General features: G+C 59.2%; 12 protein-coding genes. 3 read left to right on the forward strand and 9 right to left on the reverse strand.

Annotated features, from left to right (window positions below; all coding sequences use genetic code 11):
• Positions 1-216 precede the first annotated feature (216 nt).
• Positions 217-3,828, reverse strand: a complete 3,612-nt coding sequence (locus KF841_07955; GenBank protein ID MBX3395287.1) for a VCBS repeat-containing protein — start codon at positions 3,826-3,828, stop codon at positions 217-219.
• A gap of 213 nt (positions 3,829-4,041) precedes the next feature.
• Between KF841_07955 and KF841_07960 the strand changes: the two genes are divergently transcribed.
• Positions 4,042-6,027 (forward strand): tetratricopeptide repeat protein, encoded by a 1,986-nt coding sequence (locus KF841_07960; GenBank protein ID MBX3395288.1) that lies wholly within the window; start codon positions 4,042-4,044, stop codon positions 6,025-6,027.
• A gap of 443 nt (positions 6,028-6,470) precedes the next feature.
• Here KF841_07960 and KF841_07965 read toward each other — a convergent pair whose 3' ends face one another.
• From KF841_07965 to KF841_07975, 3 genes are all read right to left on the reverse strand, one after another.
• The gene (locus KF841_07965) at positions 6,471-7,448 is read right to left on the reverse strand and encodes a PEP-CTERM sorting domain-containing protein (protein ID MBX3395289.1); all 978 of its coding nucleotides are present in this window, start codon (positions 7,446-7,448) and stop codon (positions 6,471-6,473) included.
• A 490-nt stretch (positions 7,449-7,938) separates the two neighbouring features.
• A complete protein-coding gene (locus tag KF841_07970) occupies positions 7,939-9,861 on the reverse strand; it encodes a sulfatase-like hydrolase/transferase (protein MBX3395290.1) in 1,923 nt (640 codons plus the stop codon).
• 7 nt (positions 9,862-9,868) lie between these two features.
• Entirely contained in the window at positions 9,869-12,226 is a 2,358-nt protein-coding gene (locus KF841_07975) for a tetratricopeptide repeat protein (GenBank protein MBX3395291.1), read from the reverse strand.
• Between the two features lie 221 nt (positions 12,227-12,447).
• Between KF841_07975 and uvrB the strand changes: the two genes are divergently transcribed.
• Positions 12,448-14,427, forward strand: coding sequence for an excinuclease ABC subunit UvrB (gene uvrB, locus KF841_07980; protein ID MBX3395292.1), 1,980 nt, complete (start codon positions 12,448-12,450; stop codon positions 14,425-14,427).
• 103 nt (positions 14,428-14,530) lie between these two features.
• Here the strand turns inward: uvrB and KF841_07985 are convergent, their stop codons facing one another.
• Together KF841_07985 and KF841_07990 are read right to left on the reverse strand one after the other, a co-directional pair.
• Positions 14,531-14,830 carry a hypothetical protein gene (locus tag KF841_07985; GenBank protein ID MBX3395293.1) on the reverse strand — a complete coding sequence of 100 codons (300 nt, stop codon included), beginning with the start codon at positions 14,828-14,830 and terminating at the stop codon, positions 14,531-14,533.
• Positions 14,831-14,897: 67 nt separating this feature from the next.
• Complete coding sequence (locus tag KF841_07990; protein ID MBX3395294.1) at positions 14,898-17,600, reverse strand: hypothetical protein; 2,703 nt, start codon at positions 17,598-17,600, stop codon at positions 14,898-14,900.
• A gap of 349 nt (positions 17,601-17,949) precedes the next feature.
• Between KF841_07990 and KF841_07995 the strand changes: the two genes are divergently transcribed.
• Positions 17,950-19,452: an asparagine--tRNA ligase gene (locus KF841_07995; GenBank protein MBX3395295.1), complete on the forward strand. Its 1,503-nt coding sequence runs from the start codon at positions 17,950-17,952 to the stop codon at positions 19,450-19,452.
• 497 nt (positions 19,453-19,949) lie between these two features.
• Here the strand turns inward: KF841_07995 and KF841_08000 are convergent, their stop codons facing one another.
• The 3 genes from KF841_08000 to KF841_08010 all read right to left on the reverse strand — a co-directional run bounded on the left by KF841_08000 (position 19,950) and on the right by KF841_08010 (position 22,560).
• Complete coding sequence (locus KF841_08000) at positions 19,950-20,525, reverse strand: TlyA family RNA methyltransferase (protein MBX3395296.1); 576 nt, start codon at positions 20,523-20,525, stop codon at positions 19,950-19,952.
• Between the two features lie 161 nt (positions 20,526-20,686).
• Positions 20,687-20,959 (reverse strand): 30S ribosomal protein S20, encoded by a 273-nt coding sequence (gene rpsT, locus KF841_08005; GenBank protein MBX3395297.1) that lies wholly within the window; start codon positions 20,957-20,959, stop codon positions 20,687-20,689.
• Positions 20,960-21,060: 101 nt separating this feature from the next.
• The gene (locus KF841_08010; protein ID MBX3395298.1) at positions 21,061-22,560 is read right to left on the reverse strand and encodes a tetratricopeptide repeat protein; all 1,500 of its coding nucleotides are present in this window, start codon (positions 22,558-22,560) and stop codon (positions 21,061-21,063) included.
• Positions 22,561-22,583: the final 23 nt, after the last annotated feature.

Below are 22,583 nucleotides of genomic sequence, written 5' to 3' on the forward strand. Positions count from 1 at the left end.
GCGGATCGTACTGAACCATGACGCACATCAATCGGCCGAGTTGACACTCAGCGCTTCTCCGTACAAGGCTAACGCTGGGTTTTCGTGCGGATCGGTCGCTGCAAGATCACTCTCAAGAATCTTGATAGCCCGAGAAATCCCATCGCCGGACGAACGTGACGGTGTGAACGGGATTTCTCACGAACGGATTCAGCTTAGCCATTTCCGAATTGCAGTTCAAGGATTTTCGAGCGCGGCGCCGGCGGGGGCGTTCGGATCGGGCCGTTCACAGTCCAACATCCGAATTCGGTTTCGAAAAACGGATTGATCACGCCATCGTCGCGCTTGCGGAGTCGTCGCCCCGTTCGATCCATGCGTGTCTCCGGCTGCGCCTTTGATTGATCGCGGCGGAAACTCGGTCATGGACCGAAACGGCAGCGGCTCGACGGTCTTGCCGGTTGCCGAGTTCAGATCGCCGTCTTTGAGCCAGCCATCGGTGTGAATGACGAAGCTCCGCGTCCAGCCGGTCGGCAGTGGCGGGGTGGATCCGGCATCGAACTGGATTGTGATTTCGTCGCCTGCGCCGACGACGACGTATTGATCGTCGATGGCCTTCAATAGGCCGGTGACATCTCCGAATGGCGTGTACTCACCGATCAGGTCCCGCCAGATTCGGTCATGGTCAAGGGCGTCGTAATCCGGAATCATCGGTCCGCCCGGCACGCGGGGGTATTCGATCGAAAATCCCCGATCGTGAAGATGACCCGACGAGATCGGCAATTCGGTGACACGGAGTTCCACATCCTGCGGACCGCGCGTCAGGAAGGCATGATCCCAGTAGATAGCGAAATTTGTTGAAATGCGGAGTTGGTGATCGTTCGTGGGAAACTTCCCCGTCAGATCGTAGACAAGGGTCTTGTTTTTTCCGGAAGGGAATCCGACCGTGATGTCAAGCGTCTGCCAGTTTCCTTGCGAGTCTTGAACGCTGAAGACCGGCGGCCGCACCGGAATCGTCGGATTCTGCGACACGGCAACATTGGTGCTGGCGTCAGTCGGCCGGATCCACCCGCGCAGGAAGAGTCGAACCTGCTCGTCCGAAGCGAACTCGCCACAATCCAGAATGAGGTCGTGCTCCTCCATGATGCCTTGATATCGCGTCGGCCCAAACTCATCCACAAATCTGCCGTCGGGTTCGCTGAGCAGATCGGTCACATCGGTGCCGTGGCCGGTGATTGCGCGAAGGATCGGCTGGCTCTGGCGAACTTTGAATAGCTCAAAGGGTGGATAGGGCGGCGTCAGGCACTTCTCGTCAACAAAAAAATTCGTACCGATTGGATGATCGACAACAAACAGCCGGCAGTAGTCGAAGTAGGCGGTTTCCCAGAGTTCCTCGGTGAATTGCAGAACAAATCGGCCGTTCAGTTCGACAAGTTGATTCCCGTCGATCTTGAAATAGTCGTCGGCCGAACCGATGTGACCATACACGCCGGACATGATGGACATGCCCAGCGCGCTGCGCCAGAGGACATCGGTGACGAACTCGAATCGGCTGCCGTTCCACGCATACAAATAAGGACACGATCCCTTCAAGGTCTGCTCCTCGATTACGACCTGATTCGCGCTGAGTCGTAACCGATCGGACGGGCGATGTTCGAGATTCTGATAGCTTCCATTGGGCCAGACGACGCGCATGACGTCCGCGTGGTTGTAGGGACCCAGCCCAAAGTGCGTGATCGGCCCCGTTACGGTCTGCTTCTGATAGTGCAATCCGGCGCGAATCTCGATCGTCGAGTAGAGGCCGAATGAGTTAAATCGCGAGTCGCCGGCGATGAGTGCGTGTAATCCGACGGCGAGCCAATTTCCGCTGCCGCTTGTGCGGTTGAAAAACACGCGGCCGCCATTTGACAACAGGTCGGGCAGACCGTCGCGATTCAGATCGACGGCGGTGAGTCGATCTCCCGTGGCCGTGGTCACGTCATTGCGATCGGTGCCGCCGTCGGCCTGCATCCTCAGGAGCTCGATTGATCCGTTGCAATCGAAGTCGGCGGCGACCGCTGCAACCGAGCGACGCCCGGGCAACTCCGCGATGTCACGAAGCCGCCGCGTCGTCACGGCGAAATTGTCGCCAATCTCGTATGCATTACAGGCTGCGGGATCAACGATCTCCATGCGACCGTTGTTGTCGATGTCGGTGATAAGCGGTTCGGCGTCGAGATGTTTGGGGATGCCTGTCAGTTCGGGAGTCACATCCTTGAAAGTGGCAAGCCGTTCATTGGAAATGACCCGCCAGCCAAACGGTCCATCTCCAAGTGTGATAAACAGGTCTACGTCACCGTCGTCGTCGAGGTCGATCGGCTGAACAGAGCGAACGCCAGCCAGGTCCGCCGGCCAGCCCGGCGGCGTCGCGATCGCCGAGAGTGTCCCTTCGCCATCGTTGCGGAGGATCCGAAGCTGGGAGGCATTCCACTGGATGAGGTCAAGATCGCCGTCGTTGTCGAAGTCGTATACGGCCACGCCAGCCGAACCGCCATCCGCATCGGAAAGGCCGCTCTCGACTGCTGCGTCCACAAATCGGCCGTCGTCACCAAGACGGAAAATGCGGTCCGCGCTTTTGGTGCAGAGAATCAGGTCCATCCGACGGTCGTTGTTCAAGTCTGCAAAAAGAGCGAATCGGCAGGGAGGCGCGTCGGCTAAGCCGAAGGTGGCCGTGACATTGACGGGTTTCTCACCCTGGAAAACCACGAGCGAGCCGGGACCGTCTTCGGAGTAGAAATACACTGCCGGGGAGCGATCGTCGGTCACGGTGCCGAGTGCAAGGCACGTTCGCCGACCCGAAGCAGGATCTCCAATGAGCGTTTGGAGCGACGAATCCGCCGTGAATTGGATGTCGGCACGGACGGCGGCTGGAGGCTTGCCGGTCAGGACGCCGACCGGATGCCGAATGTACGCCGGGGCGGCCGTGGCGGATGGACCGAGCGCCAGGATATCAGCTCGATAGCGGTCGCTCTGTCGCATCAGATTGCGAACAATCGAAATGGCACGTTTCACGCCGGCCTGATCGCGCTTCGATACAGCTTGTCGCAATGTATCGCGCTGCTCGGTCAGCGTGGGAGTGAGTGCCGAGCAGATCGCGAATACACGATCCATATAGTTACGCGCCAAGTCGAGGCGCTCGCTGTCGGCCGCAGCCTGGGCAGCGGAGAGCAGCGCGGCAAGGTTTCGTGGCACGGCCTTGACGAGGTTCTCATGGAGTCTGTGTCGGGTCTTCGCGTCGGAGTCCGATTGGTTGCCGACAAGCGCGATCATCATCCAGAGTGCGGGTACGTGGTCGGGTTGTGCTTCCAGCACGCCTTCAAGGATTTGACGTGCTTCGGAGTCGCGCCCAGTCGCGGCGAGGATGCCTGAGCGGATCAATCGAATGCCAGTGTTCTCGGGAGCGCCGGCTTCGGCCTGACGGGACCACTCCTCGGCTTCGGGCAGATTCTGTTGATGGAGGCGGGCCAACGCCAGATTGGCGAGAACGGCTGGGTCGCGGATTCCGTGTGCGATCAGCTCGACGTAGATCGCTGCCGCCTGTTCGTTGCGATCCATTTCGAGGTCGGCGTTCGCTTGATAGAACGACCCGAGACGCTCGATCGGGAACTCAATCGGAGGTCCCGATTGGGGCGGTTGCCGTTCGCTGGACGGTTGGCCTGCTGCGGTTGTGGGCTGCGAGGCGGGCGGAGCAGGCTTTCGATCGCAGGAAACGATCAGAAGAAGTCCGAACAGAACGGACGCTGACCGCAGTCGGACGTGACGGCAAGGTCGCGCGGTATCGGATGGACGCGATGTCCGGCTGTACTGTCGCATGCGATGTTCCATGGCCAGTGGATTCCCAGCGGACATCATAACCGGCGAATCACCCGACGATCGACCGTTCGTTGGAGCGAGGCGAAAGTCCGCGCGGTCCGGGTCGGATTCTCCGCGGAGCGGAATCTATCCGGCCGCGGTCGCGGATGATAGGATGTGGGGATTGAGAAACGAGCATTCGGCGAGCGGCCCCAGAGCGCGGAGCGGCAAACCATGAAAAAACAAACCCGAAAGAGAATCGTGAAGACCTGCATCGCGGCCGCGCCGGTCCTCGGAATGCAGGCGGGATGCGACCGCACGGCGACGACGCCGACAAGTGCTCCGAAAGACAATGCGCCGGCACGCGCGACCGACGCCGAATCACCCCCAATCGACGCATCGTCGCCCGGTTCCATTTCAGCCGGCTCCTCCGAGGATTCGCGCCCACCGGCATCGTCTCGCTCGATCCCCCCGGGAGACTCCCGGCCGACAGCCGCCGATTCATCCGCCGGCCGAGTGAGCGAGCCGGCGCAGTCGATGTCGTCCACCGAGGGCTTCGTGCCTCCGGAGGTGGACCTGTCAAGATTCTCCGCGGATGAGCGTCAACTGGTGCTCCGCTCGCGGGAGCGCGCGATCGATGCGCCGACCAGCGCCGATCGAATCGCCGATTTCGGTCTGCACCTTTGCGTGCGGGGCTTCTATGAGCAGGCGGCGGTCTGCTTCGAGCGTGCGTCTTCGCTGCTGCCGAAGGTCATGCGATACCGGTACCTCGCCGCGATCGCCTATGAGTCCGCGGGACAGACATCGAAGGCGATCGACTCGTTTCGACGGTCCATCGAGCTCGAGGGCAAATATCCGGCCGCGTTCAGCAATCTCGGGAATCTCATCATCGACAGCGACCCGATCGAAGCCCATTCCGCCTTTGAAAAGGCCGTGGAACTGGATCCGACGGATGTGATCGCCGTGTATGGCCTGGCCCGCTGCGAGCGCCGGTCGGGCAACGTGGAACGGGCAATCACCTGGTTGAAGCGGGCGATCGAGTTGCAGCCGACCTACCGGGACGCGCTGCTGGAGCTGGCTGAGCTTGAGCGATCCCAGGGAAACAACGACGCTGCGGCGCTCCACACGTCCCAGGCGGAGCGGGACGGTCGCAAGGGGCTGGTCAGAAACGATCCGATTCGCTTTGAGCTCGCGGCCTACTCGCGCACCGAGGCCGACATCGCGAAGGAGGCCCTGGACACCGCGAAGAGCGGCCGAGTCGACGAGGCCATCAAGTTTCTTCGAGCCACGACGCGGCGGGGCATTCGCAGCGTCGAGATTCTTCAGGCGTTTGGCGAGGTGCTCGCAATGGCGGGCCGCCACGATGAAGCCATCCTGAAATATCAGGACGCGCTGAAGATTCAGCCCGATTCCAGCGCCTTGCGCCTGCTGATCGCCGATTCGCTCATCCAGCTGCGGGAATACGATCAGGCCGAGACCTACCTGCATGAGGCGGCGGCGCACGAGAAGACGGAGGATGCCATCACCATCAATCGGCTCGGCGTCATCGACATGATCCGGGGCCGGTCGAAGGAGGCTGAGGAAAAGTTCCGCAAGGCCGCCGCGCTGAGCCCCGGCGACGCCATTCATTATTTCTCGCTCGCGCAGTGCCTGGCCGCGCAGGGCCGGCTGGACGAGTCGATGTCGGAGATCGAGAAGGCGGCCCGGCTGGATGCCGCCAATGCGGACATCCTGCTGTTCCGCGGGCGATTGCTGGCGCAGCTTGGCAGGCCGGAGGAGGCCCTCGCCGACTATCGAAAGGTTATTGAGCTTCGCCCGGCATCGGCGGACGCCTACGTTCTTGCGGCCGAGACGGCGCGGGGCCAGGGGAATGAGGCGGCATCCGTCGGCTTTCTGGAGGCGGGCTTCAAGGCGGCGCCGGAGTCGGCGGTGATTGCGAATGACCTGTCCTATTCGCTGGCGACCTGCGCGGACAAGTCGCTTCGGAATCCGGAGCGTGCGATCGAGCTGGGCCGTCGCGCGTGTGCGTCGACGTTGAACGGCAACGCCAACTATCTCGATACCCTCGCGTCGGCCTACGCGGCCGCGGGTGATTTCGTGAATGCGGCATCGACGCTCGGGAAGGCGATTGATCGGGCGCGGGAATCCGGGGCGACCGAGGCGGAGCTGGACGGGATGCGGGCGCGGTTGAAGACCTACGAGGCCGGATCGGGCCGTTAGGCCGGCGGCGGATCGCCGCCCCGAATCGCGGTCCGGCGGCCGCGAAACCCCGTCCCGCAGCGCCCAGACGCCGTTCCAAAGGCCCGAAACGCCCCCGCGCGTCCATCCCAATCCCTCCCGCATCCCTCAAATGCCGCTTCACGGCCATAAAATGGCCCCGCGCATCCATCAAATTCCGGATTTCATGGATCAAACCCCCGGTCTGCTCCACAAGAATCCGGAACTTATGGATGTAAACCCATGTTGCGACCGTGGTTTACGACGATTCCATGCCGGATCGCCACCCGCCGGGGCCGCAACCGGCAGGTCGCATCCGCAGCGGATCGGCCAGGGGCCAAAAGAAAAGGGGCGGCCAGCCCATCGGCTGACCGCCCCTTGCTCAATTCATTGCAGTCGGCACCGCCCGCCGCGCTGTCGCACGACGGCACATAGCCGAAGGCTGCTTAGCGTCGTCGGCGGATGAAGCCGATGGCGCCGAGGGCCAGCAACGTGAGGGTCGCCGGCTCGGGAACGTAGTTCAGGCTCAGGCTGTAGTTGCCCTGAGTGGTGCCACCCGTGATGTCGTTGAGCGTCGCACCGAAAACGGTGTTCCAGCCACCAACAACCACCGTGTAGGTGCCGGCCGGAAGGGCCAGACCGTGGAAACCAGGAGCGACCTGGTTCACGCCGCCGGCCCAGGGGTCCGCCGCGCCGAAGGACAGCATGCTGTGTCCGGGAGGGAAGCCGCCGTTGCCGTCGTCATCATCGGCGATGTAGTTGCCGCCGCCGTCATAGAGACCGAGCTCGGTGTCCATGCCGGTCGTGCGGATGTTGAGGTAGTCAGCGAGGTTCGACACGCCGTACGGCAGGGTGAAGGTGTAGCGATCGGTGATGCCGTTGGAAAGAAGGTCGCCGTTGACCTTCAGCGTGCTGCCGTCATTGTTCAGGGCGCCGAGATTGATGTTCTCGCCGACGTCCGGCGGAGTCGCGTCGTTGATGGTGATGGTCAGGTCGTTCCAGAGGGAGTCCGGATTTCCGGGATCGTTGTAGCTCTCGAAGAACTCGAAGGTCCAGACGCCGACCGAGGTGCCGGTCAACAGGCCGTTGCTGTTGATGTTGGCATTGATGTTGAGCGACGTGAAAGTGGTGCCGGCTGTTCCCGGGAGGGCGCCGGTGAAGACGCACACGCTGGGATTGCAGATTTCAACGCGGGCCTCGTTCGACCAGGTGCCGGGGTCGACCGACACGAGCGTGCCGGTGATGTTGACGATGCCCGGGACAAAATCCGGACCGGCATGGTTGTAAGTGAAGCTGCCGTTACCCGTGCCGACGACACCCGCGCCCACGCCGCGCGCCGAATTCGACGGAACGCCGTTCTGGACGGGCGTCGTGAAGCCGGCGATGGCGCTGCCGGCGCTGATGGCGACCAGCGCGGCGGTCATCGTCATTCCTCTTACCAATCTCATGTTCGTTTCCTCCTCTTTCTTCTTCCCCGAGGATGTTTGAAGAGGCCCCCGGGACACCCTGAAACTGCTGTCTGGGCGGGCGGGCACACGCCGCTTCACCCACTCGATTGCAGGATTCAAATTATCCAGCGATTAGAGATAAGCTCAGGATCCGAAGAGAAGCCGAACGCGAACGCGCCGACGCTTCCCTCACCTCCGAATCTTTACCTCTCCAAAGTGCGAGTTTAACCGAGCGTGAACAGCCGAATCAAGTGTTTTTGAAATCCGCCGAAGTTTTTTTGTTGCTGCGCGGAGCACTCGTTTCGATGGGCTTGATTGGCCGGCGACCGGGATTTGTGCCGTAACCTGATTCAGGGAAAGATGTTATGGATTTCAGCCTGCCCGGGTCGGGTCTGTGGGGGATGCCATCGTCCCGGCTCCCTGCGGAGGGCCTGCCCCTTCGGATGTGAGGCTGGACGCAGGTGCGTTATTGCCCCGCAAGCTTCTTCGCGCGTTCCAGTTTCGCGCGCTCTTTCGATCCGATCCGATGCGGATCGATCTCAATCGCCCGCTCATACTCTCGAACAGCGTCAGAATACCTGCCGACCTGCATGTAGGTGTCGCCGCGAAGCAACGGTATCGAACCGCGCTTCGGTTCCATGACCTCCGCCGCCCTGAGCGCGCGCTCGAACTCGTCCCAGCGGTTCAAAACCGCAAGATTCTTCGCAAGATGCAGAAACAGATTGGTGCTCGGATGGCGTTTTACATACTCGTCGAGCAGTGCAACCGCCTCGGCATGTCGTCCGAGGCCCTCGTAGATGTGGGCGACGGTGTGCACCGGTGTTTCGAATCCGTCGGTCTGCCGCATCAGTTCCTCAGCCATGGCCAGTCCTTCGTCGACGCGGCCACTCTTGACCAGTTCGATCGCTTTCTCATTTTTTTCGAACAGCGCGATGCGGTGCTTGGCATCGGGCAGGACCGCCTCGTCGGATACAGTGACGCCGCCGGCATAGCCGAGCGACTCGAGCTGCGCGATTTCGGCGCTGGTCATGGATCGCACACCACCGCGACCGCTCCTGATCTGCGGAAACGCCGCGTACAACTCGCGGAGTTCGCGTTCGCAGGGAACCATTTCGACGGGTGCGTTGACGTAGAGGTTTGTGAGCTCGTTTCGGTCTGCAACGAGATCGTAGAATTCGGGTTCCGGTGCGTCGATGAATTTTGCCTTGAGCGAACGCACGCCGAAATAAGGCGCGCAGCCGCGGCCCTCCTTCGGGTACATCGATTCGATGAACACCATGCGATCCGCGGGGATTCGCTGATGGTTCAGTGCGATTCCGTCCATATCGGGCAGCGCCGGCAATCCGAGCAGGCTCAGCAGCGTCGGGGCAATATCGGTGGTGGCCGCAAGATGATTCTCGATCCGCAACTCGGATTCGAAGAGACTCGGTGACGAAAAAACCAGTGCGGCGCGCATCGTTGCTTCGTAGATGAAGATGCCGTGGCCTGATTCTCCGTGTTCGTTCAGGGATTCACCATGATCGGTGGTGAAGACGATCAACGTGCTGTCTCGCAGCCCCTGACGATCCAACTGTGAAAGAAGCCGACCCAGTTCCGCATCCGCATATGCAATTTCGGCATCGTACGGGCGATCAGCGAACTCAGGCTGATTCGCAAGTGGAGAAACGTATGGATTGTGCGGATCGTAATAATGAACCCATAGAAAGAAGGGCGGCGCACCATCGACTTTGCGGTCCTTGCTCAGCCAGTTGAGTGCGGCATCCGTGACGGCCGCGGCATCACGTTGATTCAGAATCGATTCCGGGCCGGCACGGCCCTTTGATGTGACGGCGAAATCGTAGGTGTCAAATCCCTGGCTCAGGCCGAATCGCTCATCCAGCACAAAACAGCTGACGAAAGCGGCGGTCGAATAGCCCGCCTGCTTGAAACGTTCGGCGAGCGTCTCCGCCGACTGTGGCAGCTCATATCCGGTGTTGGTGCGGACACCGTGCCGATAGGGATATTGTCCGGTCAAGATGGTTGTATGGGATGGGAGCGTAAGAGGGACGGTTGTCGTGGCATTCAGGAAGGTGATGCCGCGTTTGCCGAGGCCGTCGATGGAAGGGGTCCGGGCATGCGAATAGCCGTACAGACCCAGGTGGTCCGGCCGAGTCGTATCAAAGGTGACCAGAAGCACGTTTTGTCCGCGCGCCGCGCCGGGCGGCGGCATCCCAAGTTCATTCGGGCCGGCGCTTGCGTACAACCACGCCGCAATCCCGGCGCCGGCGGCCGCGATCAATATGATTGAAGAGATCCACGCCGTTCGAGTCAGTGCCGCGGCGCGGCAATGGGTCGAGCGGGGCCTTCCTGCCGAAGCGGGTACAACGCGGGTCTGAATCGGTCGAGTCACTTTCGTCTCATCCTGATTGTTTTTCGAGAGTTTCCAGCATGGCCTGGGCCCGCTGATGGCCGGGACTTAGTCGAAGGGCTTCGCCAAGCTGATCGATTGCCTCCTGCCGACGGCCCAACTTCTGCATTACCAGCGCTGCCTTGTATCGAATCTCCGCGGAGTCGGGCAACTTTGCGATCGCGAGTTCCGCATGTATCCGAGCCTGCTCGTTCTTGTCGGTCCGGAGCAGATAATCGATCAACGCCGCATTGACATTGACGTCGGTCGGGAAGTCTCGCGACGCCTGCGTCAGCGCGGCGATCGCGTCGTCGGTTCGCAGCAGGTACGCCAGCGCACTGGCAAGATTCAGCCGATAGGTCGGGTTCCGCGGCTCGCGCGCAGCCGCCGCCGTGAATTCGCGGATGGCTGCATCGGAATCGCCCTGGCTGAGGAGAATCTGTCCGAGATTCGTACGAACATCGGAGCGGGCCGGGCGAAACTTCAGCGCGGAAAGGTAGAGTGCACGAGCCTCGTCAAGCCGCCCGGACTGATGGGCGAGAATTCCGAGATTAAAAAGCGTGTTGGCCTGGCACGCATCGTCACAGTAATCGAGGCCGGCCGCGGCCCTCAGCAGGGATTCGGCATCCGCGTTGCGTCCTTGCCGGGCAACAGCTCGACCGAGATTCGCGGCGATCGCTGCGTCGAATGGGAAAGCCTTCAATGCTTCGCGAAGGTTCTGTTCCGCTTCCGCGAAGCGGTCGCCGGCCATCAGCAGCTCGGCATAATTGGCGCGAACGAGCGGATCATTCGGATCGATTGCGAGGGCCCGATCAAAGGTGTCGCAATAAGTCTTGAAACTCTCAGGTGTCTGGAGCGATGCCAATTCGTTAAGCCGGCGCTCGACACGTTCGCGGTGCTCCTCGACATCCATGGCGGCTGAGAAGGGCGGCTTATTCAGCAATCCTGAAATGGCTTTCAGGCTCGTCTCTTCCGCGTAGGGCGTAAACGCGAGTCGTTCCATCACGCGATCGATGGAGCAGGGTTTGGCTTCGCCCGTGGACAGTTTCCGGATGGATTCAGGAAGTCCCGGCAGCAACGCATCGAAGAGAAGCCGGGCTATCTCGTAGTTGCCGAGGAATGTCATGTGGCAATGTTCGTGGAACAGCTCTTTTCCCGGAGCACCGAGACCGGCCGGATCGTTCAGAGCCATGTATCGTTCGACATCGACGAGCCGAACGCCACCGTCCTGCGACGACACAACCCGGCGTATCGTCTCATTTTCGTTTTGATCCGTGCGGAATCGGAGAACATCCAGGTTACGAGCAATGGCATAGTGCTGGTTGGCAGGTTGCCGCAGGTTCAACGCCGATTGGCAGCGGGCAATGCGGTAGTGCAACTCCGCGTGCTGGTCATCGATTTTTGCCGCGGCCTGATAGCGGTCGATCGCGGCGGCGAAATCGCCACGTTCGGCGAGCCGGACTCCATCGGCGTATGTTGCATTCCATTCGGCAAGATCATCCGGCGTGAGGTCTTCGCGATGTTGCGAAGCGAATGGAGCGCAGTCACGCAGATTCACGCCGACAGTGCACAGAAGCACCCGCGCGCCGGCGTCGCGCCCGGTGCGGCAGATATCCTTCAGATTGCGCTCGAAATGGTGGTACACGGCATCGAGCCGTGAATCGGTGGCGGCAACGGGACGATCGAGGAAGAATTCCATTCCCTTCCATTCCATTCCTGTTTCGTCCGAAGCCCGGAGAAGGCTCATTCCGTGTCCCGCGACCTGAACAAGCCGCAGCCGCGCCAATGCGAGATTCGTGCGAATCGCCCAAAGGCGATCCGAAAAGTCGCGAAAGACTGTGCCGGGACCGAAGGGGCCGACGACCTCATTATTGCCCTCATAAATAATGAACGTGTCCGGCTCAAACTCGGCGCAGTCTCGCGCTATTTGGAGCACAACATGTGAATTCACTGCGACCATCGCCGTATTGATCACTTCGAACCGGGCGGTTGGAAAGGCATCACAAAGCATCGCGTCCAAAATTCTCGCGAAGCTGAATGTCGAATCCGGAAAACCCTGGGCGGCCGACGACCCGAGTACAAAAATGCGATACGCGCCGCGCTGTTTTCTCGCATCCATGACGAAAGGCGTCGGCAGCCGAGCGACAGACCTCGGGAAGTAACGCCAGCCGACACGCGGGTTTCCATAGACCGATTTACCGCCACCCAGCGGAACAAAGAACGACGGATCATAGCCTGCGCCGCCTAATCGAAGTCCGACTTCAATTGATCCGAACAGCATGGCCGGAATGAGCAGCATCGCCGCAAGGCGGAAGGCCCAGATTCGCCAGCGCGATGCCGTGCGTCGCGGTCGCCCGAGATCAGTCATTGCCTCGGATCCGTTCGTCGACGCTGTGGGTTGAGAGGCACCGGAGACTTTCGCAGGTCTGGACATTCGGAGTTCGGTATCGGGTCTGGTTCGGTGCGACATGCGACCGATTGATCGCGATTGCGCCACGCAACGCCGGATCGCGTATCATGAGAGAGTATATTCTGTGAATCTCAGTCGAGCGAATGTTGAACTGAACAGAATCTCCCCGGTGAATTGCGATGACGGATTTTGAAGTGATTTCTGAAATGAAGCCGGCGGGTGATCAGCCGGCGGCGATTGATCGCCTGGTGAGGGGATTCGAGAGCGGCCGTCGTCTTCAGACGCTGATGGGCGTGACGGGCTCGGGCAAGACATTTTCAATGGCGAACGTGATCGCTGGGCTGAAGCGACCGACGCTGGTGATCTCGCACAACAAGACGCTGGCTGCTCAGCTGTATGAGGAGTTCAAGGAGCTCTTCCCGCGGAACGCGGTCGAGTTTTTTGTAAGCTATTACGATTATTACCAGCCTGAGGCGTACATCCCCGCACGTGATATCTATATCGAGAAAGACTCGTCGCGCAACGATGATCTCGACCGGCTGCGACTCTCGGCCACCAGTGCGGTCGTATCGCGGCGTGACGTGATCGTGGTTGCCAGCGTTTCGTGCATCTTCGGGCTCGGTTCGCCGGACGAATACAAGGCAAGCGTGATCGATCTGCGCGTCGGGATGGGAATTGAGCGGGATGAGCTTCTGCGGAAATTCGTAAACCTTCAATACAACCGAAACGACTTCAATCTCGATCGGGCGACGTTTCGGGTGCGCGGTGACGTGATCGAACTTTTCCCGGCATACGACGAGATCGCATATCGCATCGAGATGTTCGGCGATGAGATTGAGAAATTGCAGACGATTAATCCCCTGACCGGGGCGTCGCTCGAGCGGCACGATCAACTTTATGTTTATCCGGCTGTTCATTATGTCATGCCGCAGGAGCGCATCGAAGCGGCCGCACAGTCGATTCGCGATGAACTCGAACAGCGGCTTAACTATTTCCGGCAGCAGGGAAAATTGCTTGAGGCACAAAGGCTGGCCGCGCGGACGAAGTACGACCTGGAGATGATGCTGGAAGTCGGCTACTGCTCCGGGATTGAGAATTATTCACGTCATCTGGCGGGCAGTCCGCCCGGGGCCAAGCCCTACACGCTGGCTGATTATTTCCCGAAGGATTTTCTGCTGGTTGTGGACGAGTCCCATGTGACCATTCCGCAAATCGGCGCAATGTACAACGGCGACCGGGCGCGAAAGGAAGTATTGGTTGAGCATGGCTTCCGCCTGCCTAGCGCGCTCGACAATCGGCCGATGCGGTTTGAAGAGTTCGAGGCGATGTGGGATCACGTGCTTTTCGTCAGCGCGACGCCGGGTCCGTACGAATTGAAGAAGTCCGCGGGCGAGGTGGTTGAGCAGGTGATTCGGCCGACCGGATTGCTTGATCCGGTCATCACGGTCAAGTCCGCGCGTGGTCAGGTTCCGGACCTGCTGCACGAAATTCAGGTTCGCGTGGCGAAGGGCGAGCGCACGCTGGTCACGACCTTGACCAAGCGGCTCGCGGAGGATTTGTCCGATTACATACAGCAGTCGGGCATCAAGGGTGCGTATCTTCACAGCGAGATCGACACTGTTGAACGTGTGACGATACTTCGGGATTTGCGCGATGGTAAGTACGATGTGCTGATCGGCGTGAATCTGCTCCGCGAGGGGCTGGACCTGCCGGAGGTGTCGCTCGTCGCGATTCTCGACGCCGACAAACAGGGATTTCTCCGCAGTGCGACCAGCCTGATTCAGACAATCGGGAGATGCGCCCGGCACATCAATGCCGAAGTGTATATGTATGCCGACAAGATGACCGAGGCCATGCAGCACGCGATCGACGAAACCACCCGTCGCCGAAAGCTTCAGGAGGAATACAACTCCCGGCACGGCATTACGCCCGTGACCATCAAAAAGGCCATCCGCAAGGGTCTGGAAGATCAGATCGCGGCGCGCAAGACCGCTCGCGAAGCCATCAAGGCCAGCGAGGAGACGTTCGACCTGACCGAATCCATCGCGGATTTGGAAAAGGAAATGTTCGCCGCGGCCGAAGCGCTGGATTTCGAAAAGGCGGCGCAGATACGCGATCGCATCAAGAAGCTGAAGGAATCGCCAACGCTGTTCTCATGAGAGAGACCTTCGTTCGACGGAGACTCGATCCGGACGAAAATCTGACCGCGCTTTGCTCTGTTTGGTCTAGCCGTTCCAACTTGAGTTCTCGATCGGCTCTAACTCAAACTAGACGCACCGAAAGTTGGTAAGGGATGTCTGCAATCACAGGCACCCCGATCGGAGTTCGAACCCGTATCTCGTGATTACCTGATGGAACAACTCGTGGAGTTTTTGCCGAATTAATATTCCAAGTGTTGTCGTCTGGACTGATCTGCCATTCGATCAGGAAGGTCGAATGGAGTTTGATTTGAGCCTGGGTTCCGTTCGGAATTCGAATCGGATGCCGGGAAATTCCGCTGGCAGCGCTGACCGTGCCATGGAGTTCGATTCCTTCATGAGTAATTTCGATTGGCGGTGTCATGCGATCGTCCTTTCATTGATTGATCCCGACAGCGACTTGTCACGTTGATGGCGCATTGAATGTGAGTTTATTGTCCGGACTTGACTCTTACTTCGAAATTGCCACAAGGGTCTTGAGTAGGATGATGCCCGCTATTTTGAATGAACGTATTTGTGATAGAGGGATCAACGGACTTCGGAATTGTTACAATATCGCTGACGGCGGGTTGGGTGGTTGTGGAAAAGGTCCGGCGCAGTGTTATGACATCTTCACTTGCGGCTGTTTGCGACCTGGGCTCCTGGTTTGGAAATGGCTTCAATTGGAGCAAGGGCGTCAGGATGAAAGCATCTTGCTTTTGGGCATCCTTGTAGTTGAATTGGAACTGAACCGAGTGTGTGTTTTGATTACCAGTATTCCCGGAGAGTGCTACAAGTATGGCATGTTCGGTTTTTAGTTTGATATTCACTGTCAGGCTTGTTCCGCCAATAGGTTTTTTCGCTACCGATTCGATTTGATCGAGGTGTCGGCCGGTGATCGCGATGTGCGTCTCTGACAATGTGCCTTTTCCGTTTTCAACTTTGAAAAATACCTCTGAGGGTGTAATAGCTTCCACAACCGGTGAGGGGCTTGGTTTACTGGCCTCTTTCGGAAGAAAGGCATCAATCGGAACCGCCTGAAAATGGAATGCTTCCACGACGTGAGAGCGGAGTATGGCGATTCGATTGCGAACGTAGTCTTCAAACGCGAGGTCGGCCGAAGTCATGGAGTTCTGGGAACCTTGCAAGTTGTTCGACCTGCTTGGGTATGGTCCATTCCAACTGTCATTCTCACTGGGATTTTCCCGCTCGATTATATTGGCTGCCAGGCGAAGATGGTTGGCCGCATGCAGGCGATCCTTTTCAGTTAGGCGCGGTCGGGCGTCAAACAAGGCGGGGTCATCGGTCTTCTTGATTGGAATCCATCGTGTGGTTTGGCGAAATTGGAGCCGCGGTTCCACAATCTGCCATTTGGGGTTTGAATTCGGGTCGTAACTCAACCGGATTCTCAGGTCGTTCCGATCGATGCCGACAAAAACAAGAACCGGAAAACTCTGGCGCTGTAGCACTTTCTCGGCACCCGCCGATCTCCTATTATTAAATACGCCCGTGTTTCGAACCCCAAAAAGACTGGGGCCGATTTGATAACCGAATACCCCCCCGGAGTTACTGTAGCCGGCAACAGTATTGAGCGTGGAACGCGTCGCGACATCCTGCTGAAATTGCTGAATATCCTGAATCAATCCAGCGGCCTGAGCCTCAGCCCCAAACCCCGATACCACCAGTGCGATCTTCAGTGCCAACGCCTGCTGATCTCGAATGCTGCTTGACAGATCGAGTGTTTGCATGTCGGTCATCGGAGTGACTGCGGCAACGAGTGGAGCCGAAGAGACCTGAACTGACGAAACAAGTTCGCCTGCCGGTGTCAGTTCCATCAGTCCTGGCCTGTAACTACCGGCCTCATATCCTGCATAGTAGGTCCGTGTGGTGTCGATTTTTCGTCGATCCTTGGCAACATTAGCCGCTTCCGCAGCTTTTTTTACTAGGTGCTCGTGAATTTGCGTTTCCAACTCCTTTTTCTTTTCCTCCGGCCAATCGAGCCCTTGGGAACTTGGACTCGGATTACTTAGTTGGTTCTGGAGGTTGACGAGTGTTTCGTCACGATTCAATCTGGCATAGGTAGATAGAGTGGCATTGACGTAATTCAGATCATCTGATTCCCCTAGCGAGTCAAGAGGACTTTTGCCACGGGCTGCTAGTTTCGCCAGCAGGTCAAACCTCACAGGCTGATAGTCGTAACTCACTGATACCGATACATCAGCCATGTATCCCTTCTCGGTCTGCGTTCCTGGCGTGACCGACACCATCGACACGCCCACGAGCACAATCTTGTCTTTGAACTGACTCGCCAGTTCGGGCTTGCCAAGAAAATTGAACACGTTCTGAAAGGTCTTTGTTCCGGCGGCATTATTTATCGCGGAGCTATTTGGGATGACCACTTCCCCCGTCGGTCTACTCAGCTTCAACAACGCCTGAAATTTGTGAAACTTCTCTTCCGAGAGCAGGGCGCGGACCTTGTCTGCATTTGGCAGGACGCTCTCGTCAAAACTCGGCGGGTTGTGCTGAAACTCCGGCGGCGCGGGTCGCGTCGTTGGCCCGGAAAGGCCGGTCGAAGATACGGTCATGGCGGTGACCAATGCCCGCAGTCGATTGATTCGCTCCTCCTCCGGCGACAAATTCGCAGGCTGTGTCGTAGCTGCCGCTTCGGCCTTCGCCGCTTCGTTCAACGCGAGGGATGGATCGAGAATCGGGATGAGCAGGCCCAGCATTGAAGCGGAATCGAGTAGTGCGGTCTTGCGTTTGTATGCATCGAGGTCTGCCTGGTAGCCATCATAGAGCATGCGGTTCGTTAGCAGGTCCTGCAAATTGACCGTGCCGCGGAAACCGATGTCTGTTTCGTTAATGTGTTCATACATGGACGCGACGGCACCATGAATGTCCTTACGCGCTTCGTCGTAGTACTGTTGGGCTGTTCGTTGGAGATCGAATGCGAATTGCCCGTTCTCGACCAATTTCCGATCGGCAAACAGTGGACTGGACACTGAAACGCTGCCATAATCGTCGAGTATTTTTCCCGCCGTTTCGAGATACACTCCGACGCGATCACCTTGGGTGCAGCCGATTAGGATCATGATGACGACAATTGAGCAGATGCGACGAACGTAGTTGCGATTGAACGTGTCATTCCAGTCCATGGTCCATCTCCTCTTTGATCTGATCCGCGCTCGCTTTCAGTGCCTCGATGACCGCATGCTTCAGTGAGTGGAACAGCCCCTTTTGATTTTACGAATGATGCAGCACCGCACCGCCGATGCGGAAATACTGTCACTAACATACAAGCCGAAATCTTGGTGATCGCGTGCGCGATCGAATCGAAGATTTGCTGAAAAAACCGACGCGCTACCAAGTCGACATTGGCGAAGCCTTCGATATCCTATGTTCGATTTGGATGTGCCCGGATTCGTGCTTCACAGCCTGGGAGGCACAAGCTCGGTCGAATGTGCGTGTCCGCCCGGCGCGCTCCATCAAGAGGCAGGGGTTCGTATGTTTACCACTATCAAGAGCTTACATCTCCATGTCGGCGAAACCGTCACCCTCCAGGGCTGGATCTACAACAGCCGGGACTCCGGGAAGATCGCCTTTCTCGTCTTGCGAGATGGAACCGGTCTATGCCAGTGCGTCGTCGCCAAGTCGCCGGCCACAGAGGCCTTCTTCGACATCGCTCGCAAGCTTACCCAGGAGGCGGCCGTCCGAATCACTGGTCTCGTCAAGGCCAACGAAAAGCAGATCGGCGGCCACGAACTGGAGGTGACCGGACTCGAACTGGTCGGCGAATCAGTTGATTTCCCGATCACGCCGAAGCCCCACGGTATCGACTTTCTCTTCAAGAACCGCCATCTGCATTTTCGCTCGCGGCGACAGTGGCACATCCTTCGCGTGCGGCATGCCGTCATCGACGAGATCCGATCTTATTTCAACCGAAACGGATTCACGCTGATTGATACGCCCATTTTCGCTCCGGCCGCGGGTGAAGGTGCGCAAACGCTCTTTCAGGTCGACTATTTCGGCGAACCGGTCTACATGGCCCAGACCGGCCAGCTCTATGTCGAGGCGGCTTGCATGGCGTTCGGCAAAGTCTACTGCTTCGGCCCGACATTCCGCGCGGAAAAGAGCAAGACCCGTCGCCACCTGACCGAGTTCTGGATGGTCGAGCCGGAGATTGCGTTTGCCGAGTTGGATGATGTCATTGCCCTGGCGGAGGACTTCATCTGTGCGATTGTCGCACGCGTGCTGAAGGACCACCGCAGCGACCTGGAGTTCCTCGGCCGAAACATCGCGTCACTGGAGAAAATCACCAAGCCGTTCAACCGCATGACCCACAAGGAGGCGGCCGACATCCTGCGCGGCCCTCGGGCGAAGGAGCTGCTGGAGCGGGATCTTGCGACCAAGACCGCTCGCATCGAGGAAATCAGGAAACTGCTCGCGGAGAAAGAAGCGAAAGCCGCCGGTCAGGGTGTCAAGCAATGGGAAAAGGACAAACTGGTCGGAGAGATCGCGGACCTCAAGGACGAGCTGGGCGATCTCGAGGTGGAGGTGCAGAACATCCCGCAGCACATCCGGCTCGCGGCCGAGTTTGATCCCGGCGGCGACCTCGGCGGCAGCGACGAGACGATCATCAGCCGCCTGTCGGAGAAACCGACGTTTGTGACTCACTATCCGAAGGCGTGCAAGGCCTTTTACATGAAGCAGAATGCGGCGGATCCGTCGCGTGTGAACAATGTGGACCTGCTGGCGCCCGAGGGCTTCGGCGAAATCATCGGCGGCAGCCAGCGCGAAGACGGTTATGACGCACTGCTCCACCGCATTCATGAGGAAGGCCTGAATCCGGACGACTACGCCTGGTATCTCGACCTGCGAAAATACGGGACGGTTCCTCACGGGGGCTTCGGCCTGGGCGTCGAGCGAACCGTGGCGTGGCTCTGCGGTCTGAAGCACATCCGCGAGACGATCCCGTTCCCGCGGATGATGGGGCGGTTCTATCCGTAGGGCGTGCCGGGCGGATGGCATCATCCGGCATCGCCGCGCGGCGAGGCGAGCGGGTCACGTGGCGAGGCGAGCGGGTCACGCGGCGGGGCGAGCGGGTCACGTGGCGAGGCGAGCGGGTCACGCGGCGGGGCGAGCGGGTCACGTGGCGGGGCGAGCGGGTCACGCGGCGGGGCGAGCGGGTCACGTGGCGGGGCGAGCGGGTCACGCGGCGGGGCGGCGCGAGGACCCCATGCGTCGCCGCATCCGTGTGATTCCAGGTCGCGTGGCTCAGATTCCCGGTTTCGTTCATGAATCCGCGCCGCGCATCCATGGAAATCCGATTGGATTGGATCAAATCGCCGGTTTCGTCCCGGAATCTCCGCCGCGCATCCATGAAATTCCGAATTTCGTGGATGCAATTCGCGGCGGCGTCCCCGCGCCGACGCGCAAGAGTTGCGCTGGCTTGCCGGCCGTGGGCCCGATTGAACCGTCCCGGCCCCCGGGGGCCGGCGGCGGAATCAGGACAAAGCCCCGCGCAGGTGCCACAGAATCTCCCGGTTGCCGCCGTGGCCGAGAATCGGGCTGACGGCCTCGCCGAGGATCATCAGCCCGCAATCCGCCACATCGCGGCGCACGGCGTCGAGCACGATCGGCAGATGTTCCGCCATCAGAACACCCCGATCAAGCATTTCCGGGGCCGCTTCATAATGCGGTTTCACGAGCGAAATGACTGCTCCACCGGGCTTAAGCAGCCGCACGGCCGCGGGAAGAATCCGCGCCTGCCGCGTCCAGCCGGCGTCGATGGTCACGAGATCAACCGGTTCGGGCAGGCGCGCGTGCAGGGCGTCGGTCCGCTCCATCACGACGACACGTGGATCGGTGCGAATGCGATAATCGACGATGCCGTAGCCTCGCTCGATTGCGTAGACTCTCGCGGCTCCGGCCTGCAGAAGACAATCGACAAAGCCTCCGGCGTTGCTGCCGAGATCGGCGCAGACGAGTGCCGATACCGTGACACGAAACTCGCCGAGCGCGTGGGCCAGTTTCAGCCCGGCCCGGGAGACGTATTCACGGCGTGTGGAATCCGTCGTCATGCAATTCCCGATGCCGCCATATCGACACCCGGCCGCCGGGGCGGCGGCGACGGCTCGCGCGACAATGAAAGAAGCCCCGGCGCCGGGGCGACGAGGCTTCCTGAAACGCGGGTTCCTGCGCGCTGCGCGGTCGATGGGCACGCGCGCGTCGCCGTGCGAAGTTACTTGGCGGCCTTCAGGAGGTTGACCTGTGACGCGAGCCGACTCTTATAGCGGGCAGCCGTCTTCGGGTGAATCGTCCGTCGATTGCCGCTCCGATCCAGGATCGCGGTTGCCGATTGGAGCGCCTTCTCGGCTGCGCCCGAATCCTTTGCGACGATGGCGTCACGCACCTTCTTAATTGCATTCTTGACGACTGTCTTTCGAGCCTTGTTTCGATCCGCTCGTCGCTTGTTCTGTCGAAGTCTCTTCTGGGATGAGAGTGAACGTGCCACCAACAACTCCTTTGGTCATGTCAATCGCGCCGTGCGCGCATCACGCATTGTCCTTGCCGTCCGGGGCTGTTCGACCGAACGGCGAAAGACCGGCTATTAGACTATGTTTTAGTCTCGCCGACAAGCTTCTCTAGACGGACCCTCGCGTCACGGTAGTTGTAGTCCTGCTGGATGAGTGTGCCAAAAACCTTTTTTGCGGCTTCGGCCTGGCCGGACGCCTCTAAGGCCCGTCCCAGCCAGTAGTTAAGATCGTTCGCAATTGCACCGGAGCGGATCTCCATCTCGTCGACGGCTCGCTGGAGCACCTCGACCGCCTGATCGTAGAACTGTTTGCCGAAGAAACAACGGCCAATGTAGAGGCGACTTTGAGAGCGGAGTTTCGCATCGTTTCGCGATTGCTGGAAGATTGGAATCGCCTCGTCGTATCGCTTGGCCTGAAAATATCGCAGGCCGAGTTCGAATTTCACTTTCAGGTCGGTCGGATAGTGGTGAACACGGTCCTCGAAGATCTCCGTCTCGATTTGGGACTGGCGAACCATGTGCTCGTGATACGCTTGTCGGTGGTCCTGATTGGCCGGGTCGGCCTTGATACGATTCAGAATCTCGGCCAGGTGCCGATGAAACTGCTTCATCCGGATTTCATCCGCCTTGTGCTTGAAAATGTAGTTGCCGGATGATTTGTGCTCGTCTGTCAGTAGCTTGATGGCTTCATTCTCCGCGTCGTCGGTTTCCTCGCGCGTCATGAGATTAATGAGGTTCAGCAACTTGTTGGGGACATGGCGATTCGCCTCCCATTCAAGTCGCGACGCTTCCACCAACTGCCGATGCCGATCGATCGTGTGGACTTTTTTCTCTCGATCCTGAAGGTCCTGCTGGGCTTCACCGTCCTTCAGAGAATCGGAGAATCCATCGCCCTTGGCGAATTTTCCCTTGACGATCGTCAGCTTGCTGGCCGCATCGCTCATTGCCTTGGCCGGCTCAGATGAGTCCGGGTACTGCTGAGCCCAGAGTTGAGCGATCGCTGAGCAGGAACGGAGGATTTCCATCGCGCCGGCATCATTGTCATATTCAATGGCAAGATCGGCGCAGAATTGCATGGCTTCGCAGGCGGTTTGATAATGCGAGGCTGCCATCTTCTTGCCGGTCTTGTAGGTGGCTGCGAGGATCGGGGCGATCCATTGTGCGACGACGTCGCAATGCGCTTTGGCGGCGAGTTGGAGCAGTTGCTCCATGTAAGAGACATCGTTTGGATTCAACCCGAACAGGTGAAGCGCGTTGTTGAGCGCCTTGGGGTGGTCCTTGCCGCCTGTCGGGTATTTTCGCGAGGTGAGAAAGCCGGGAGGTTTGCCACCCATCCGAACGCGATTGGTGGCAACAAGCCAGAGCTTCTTCAGGCCCTCCTCAAGGGCATCCGGCCAATATGAAAGGCCTTGAACGTAAAGCTCGATCGCGTAGTCATAGTTCCTCGCGGTCTCGGCCTTCAGCGCGTGCGCAAAGAGTTTTCGTGCGGTCGCCTGCCCCTCTCGAAAGCCGACCAGACGGTCGACGGGTCGAGCATCGCCCGCGGTCGGCGTCGTCTTGCCATCTGACTTATCGTCCATTGCTGGATGACTCTTCTCGGCCG

The organism is Phycisphaerae bacterium, from assembly GCA_019636475.1.
GTDB lineage: Bacteria > Planctomycetota > Phycisphaerae > UBA1845 > UTPLA1 > JADJRI01.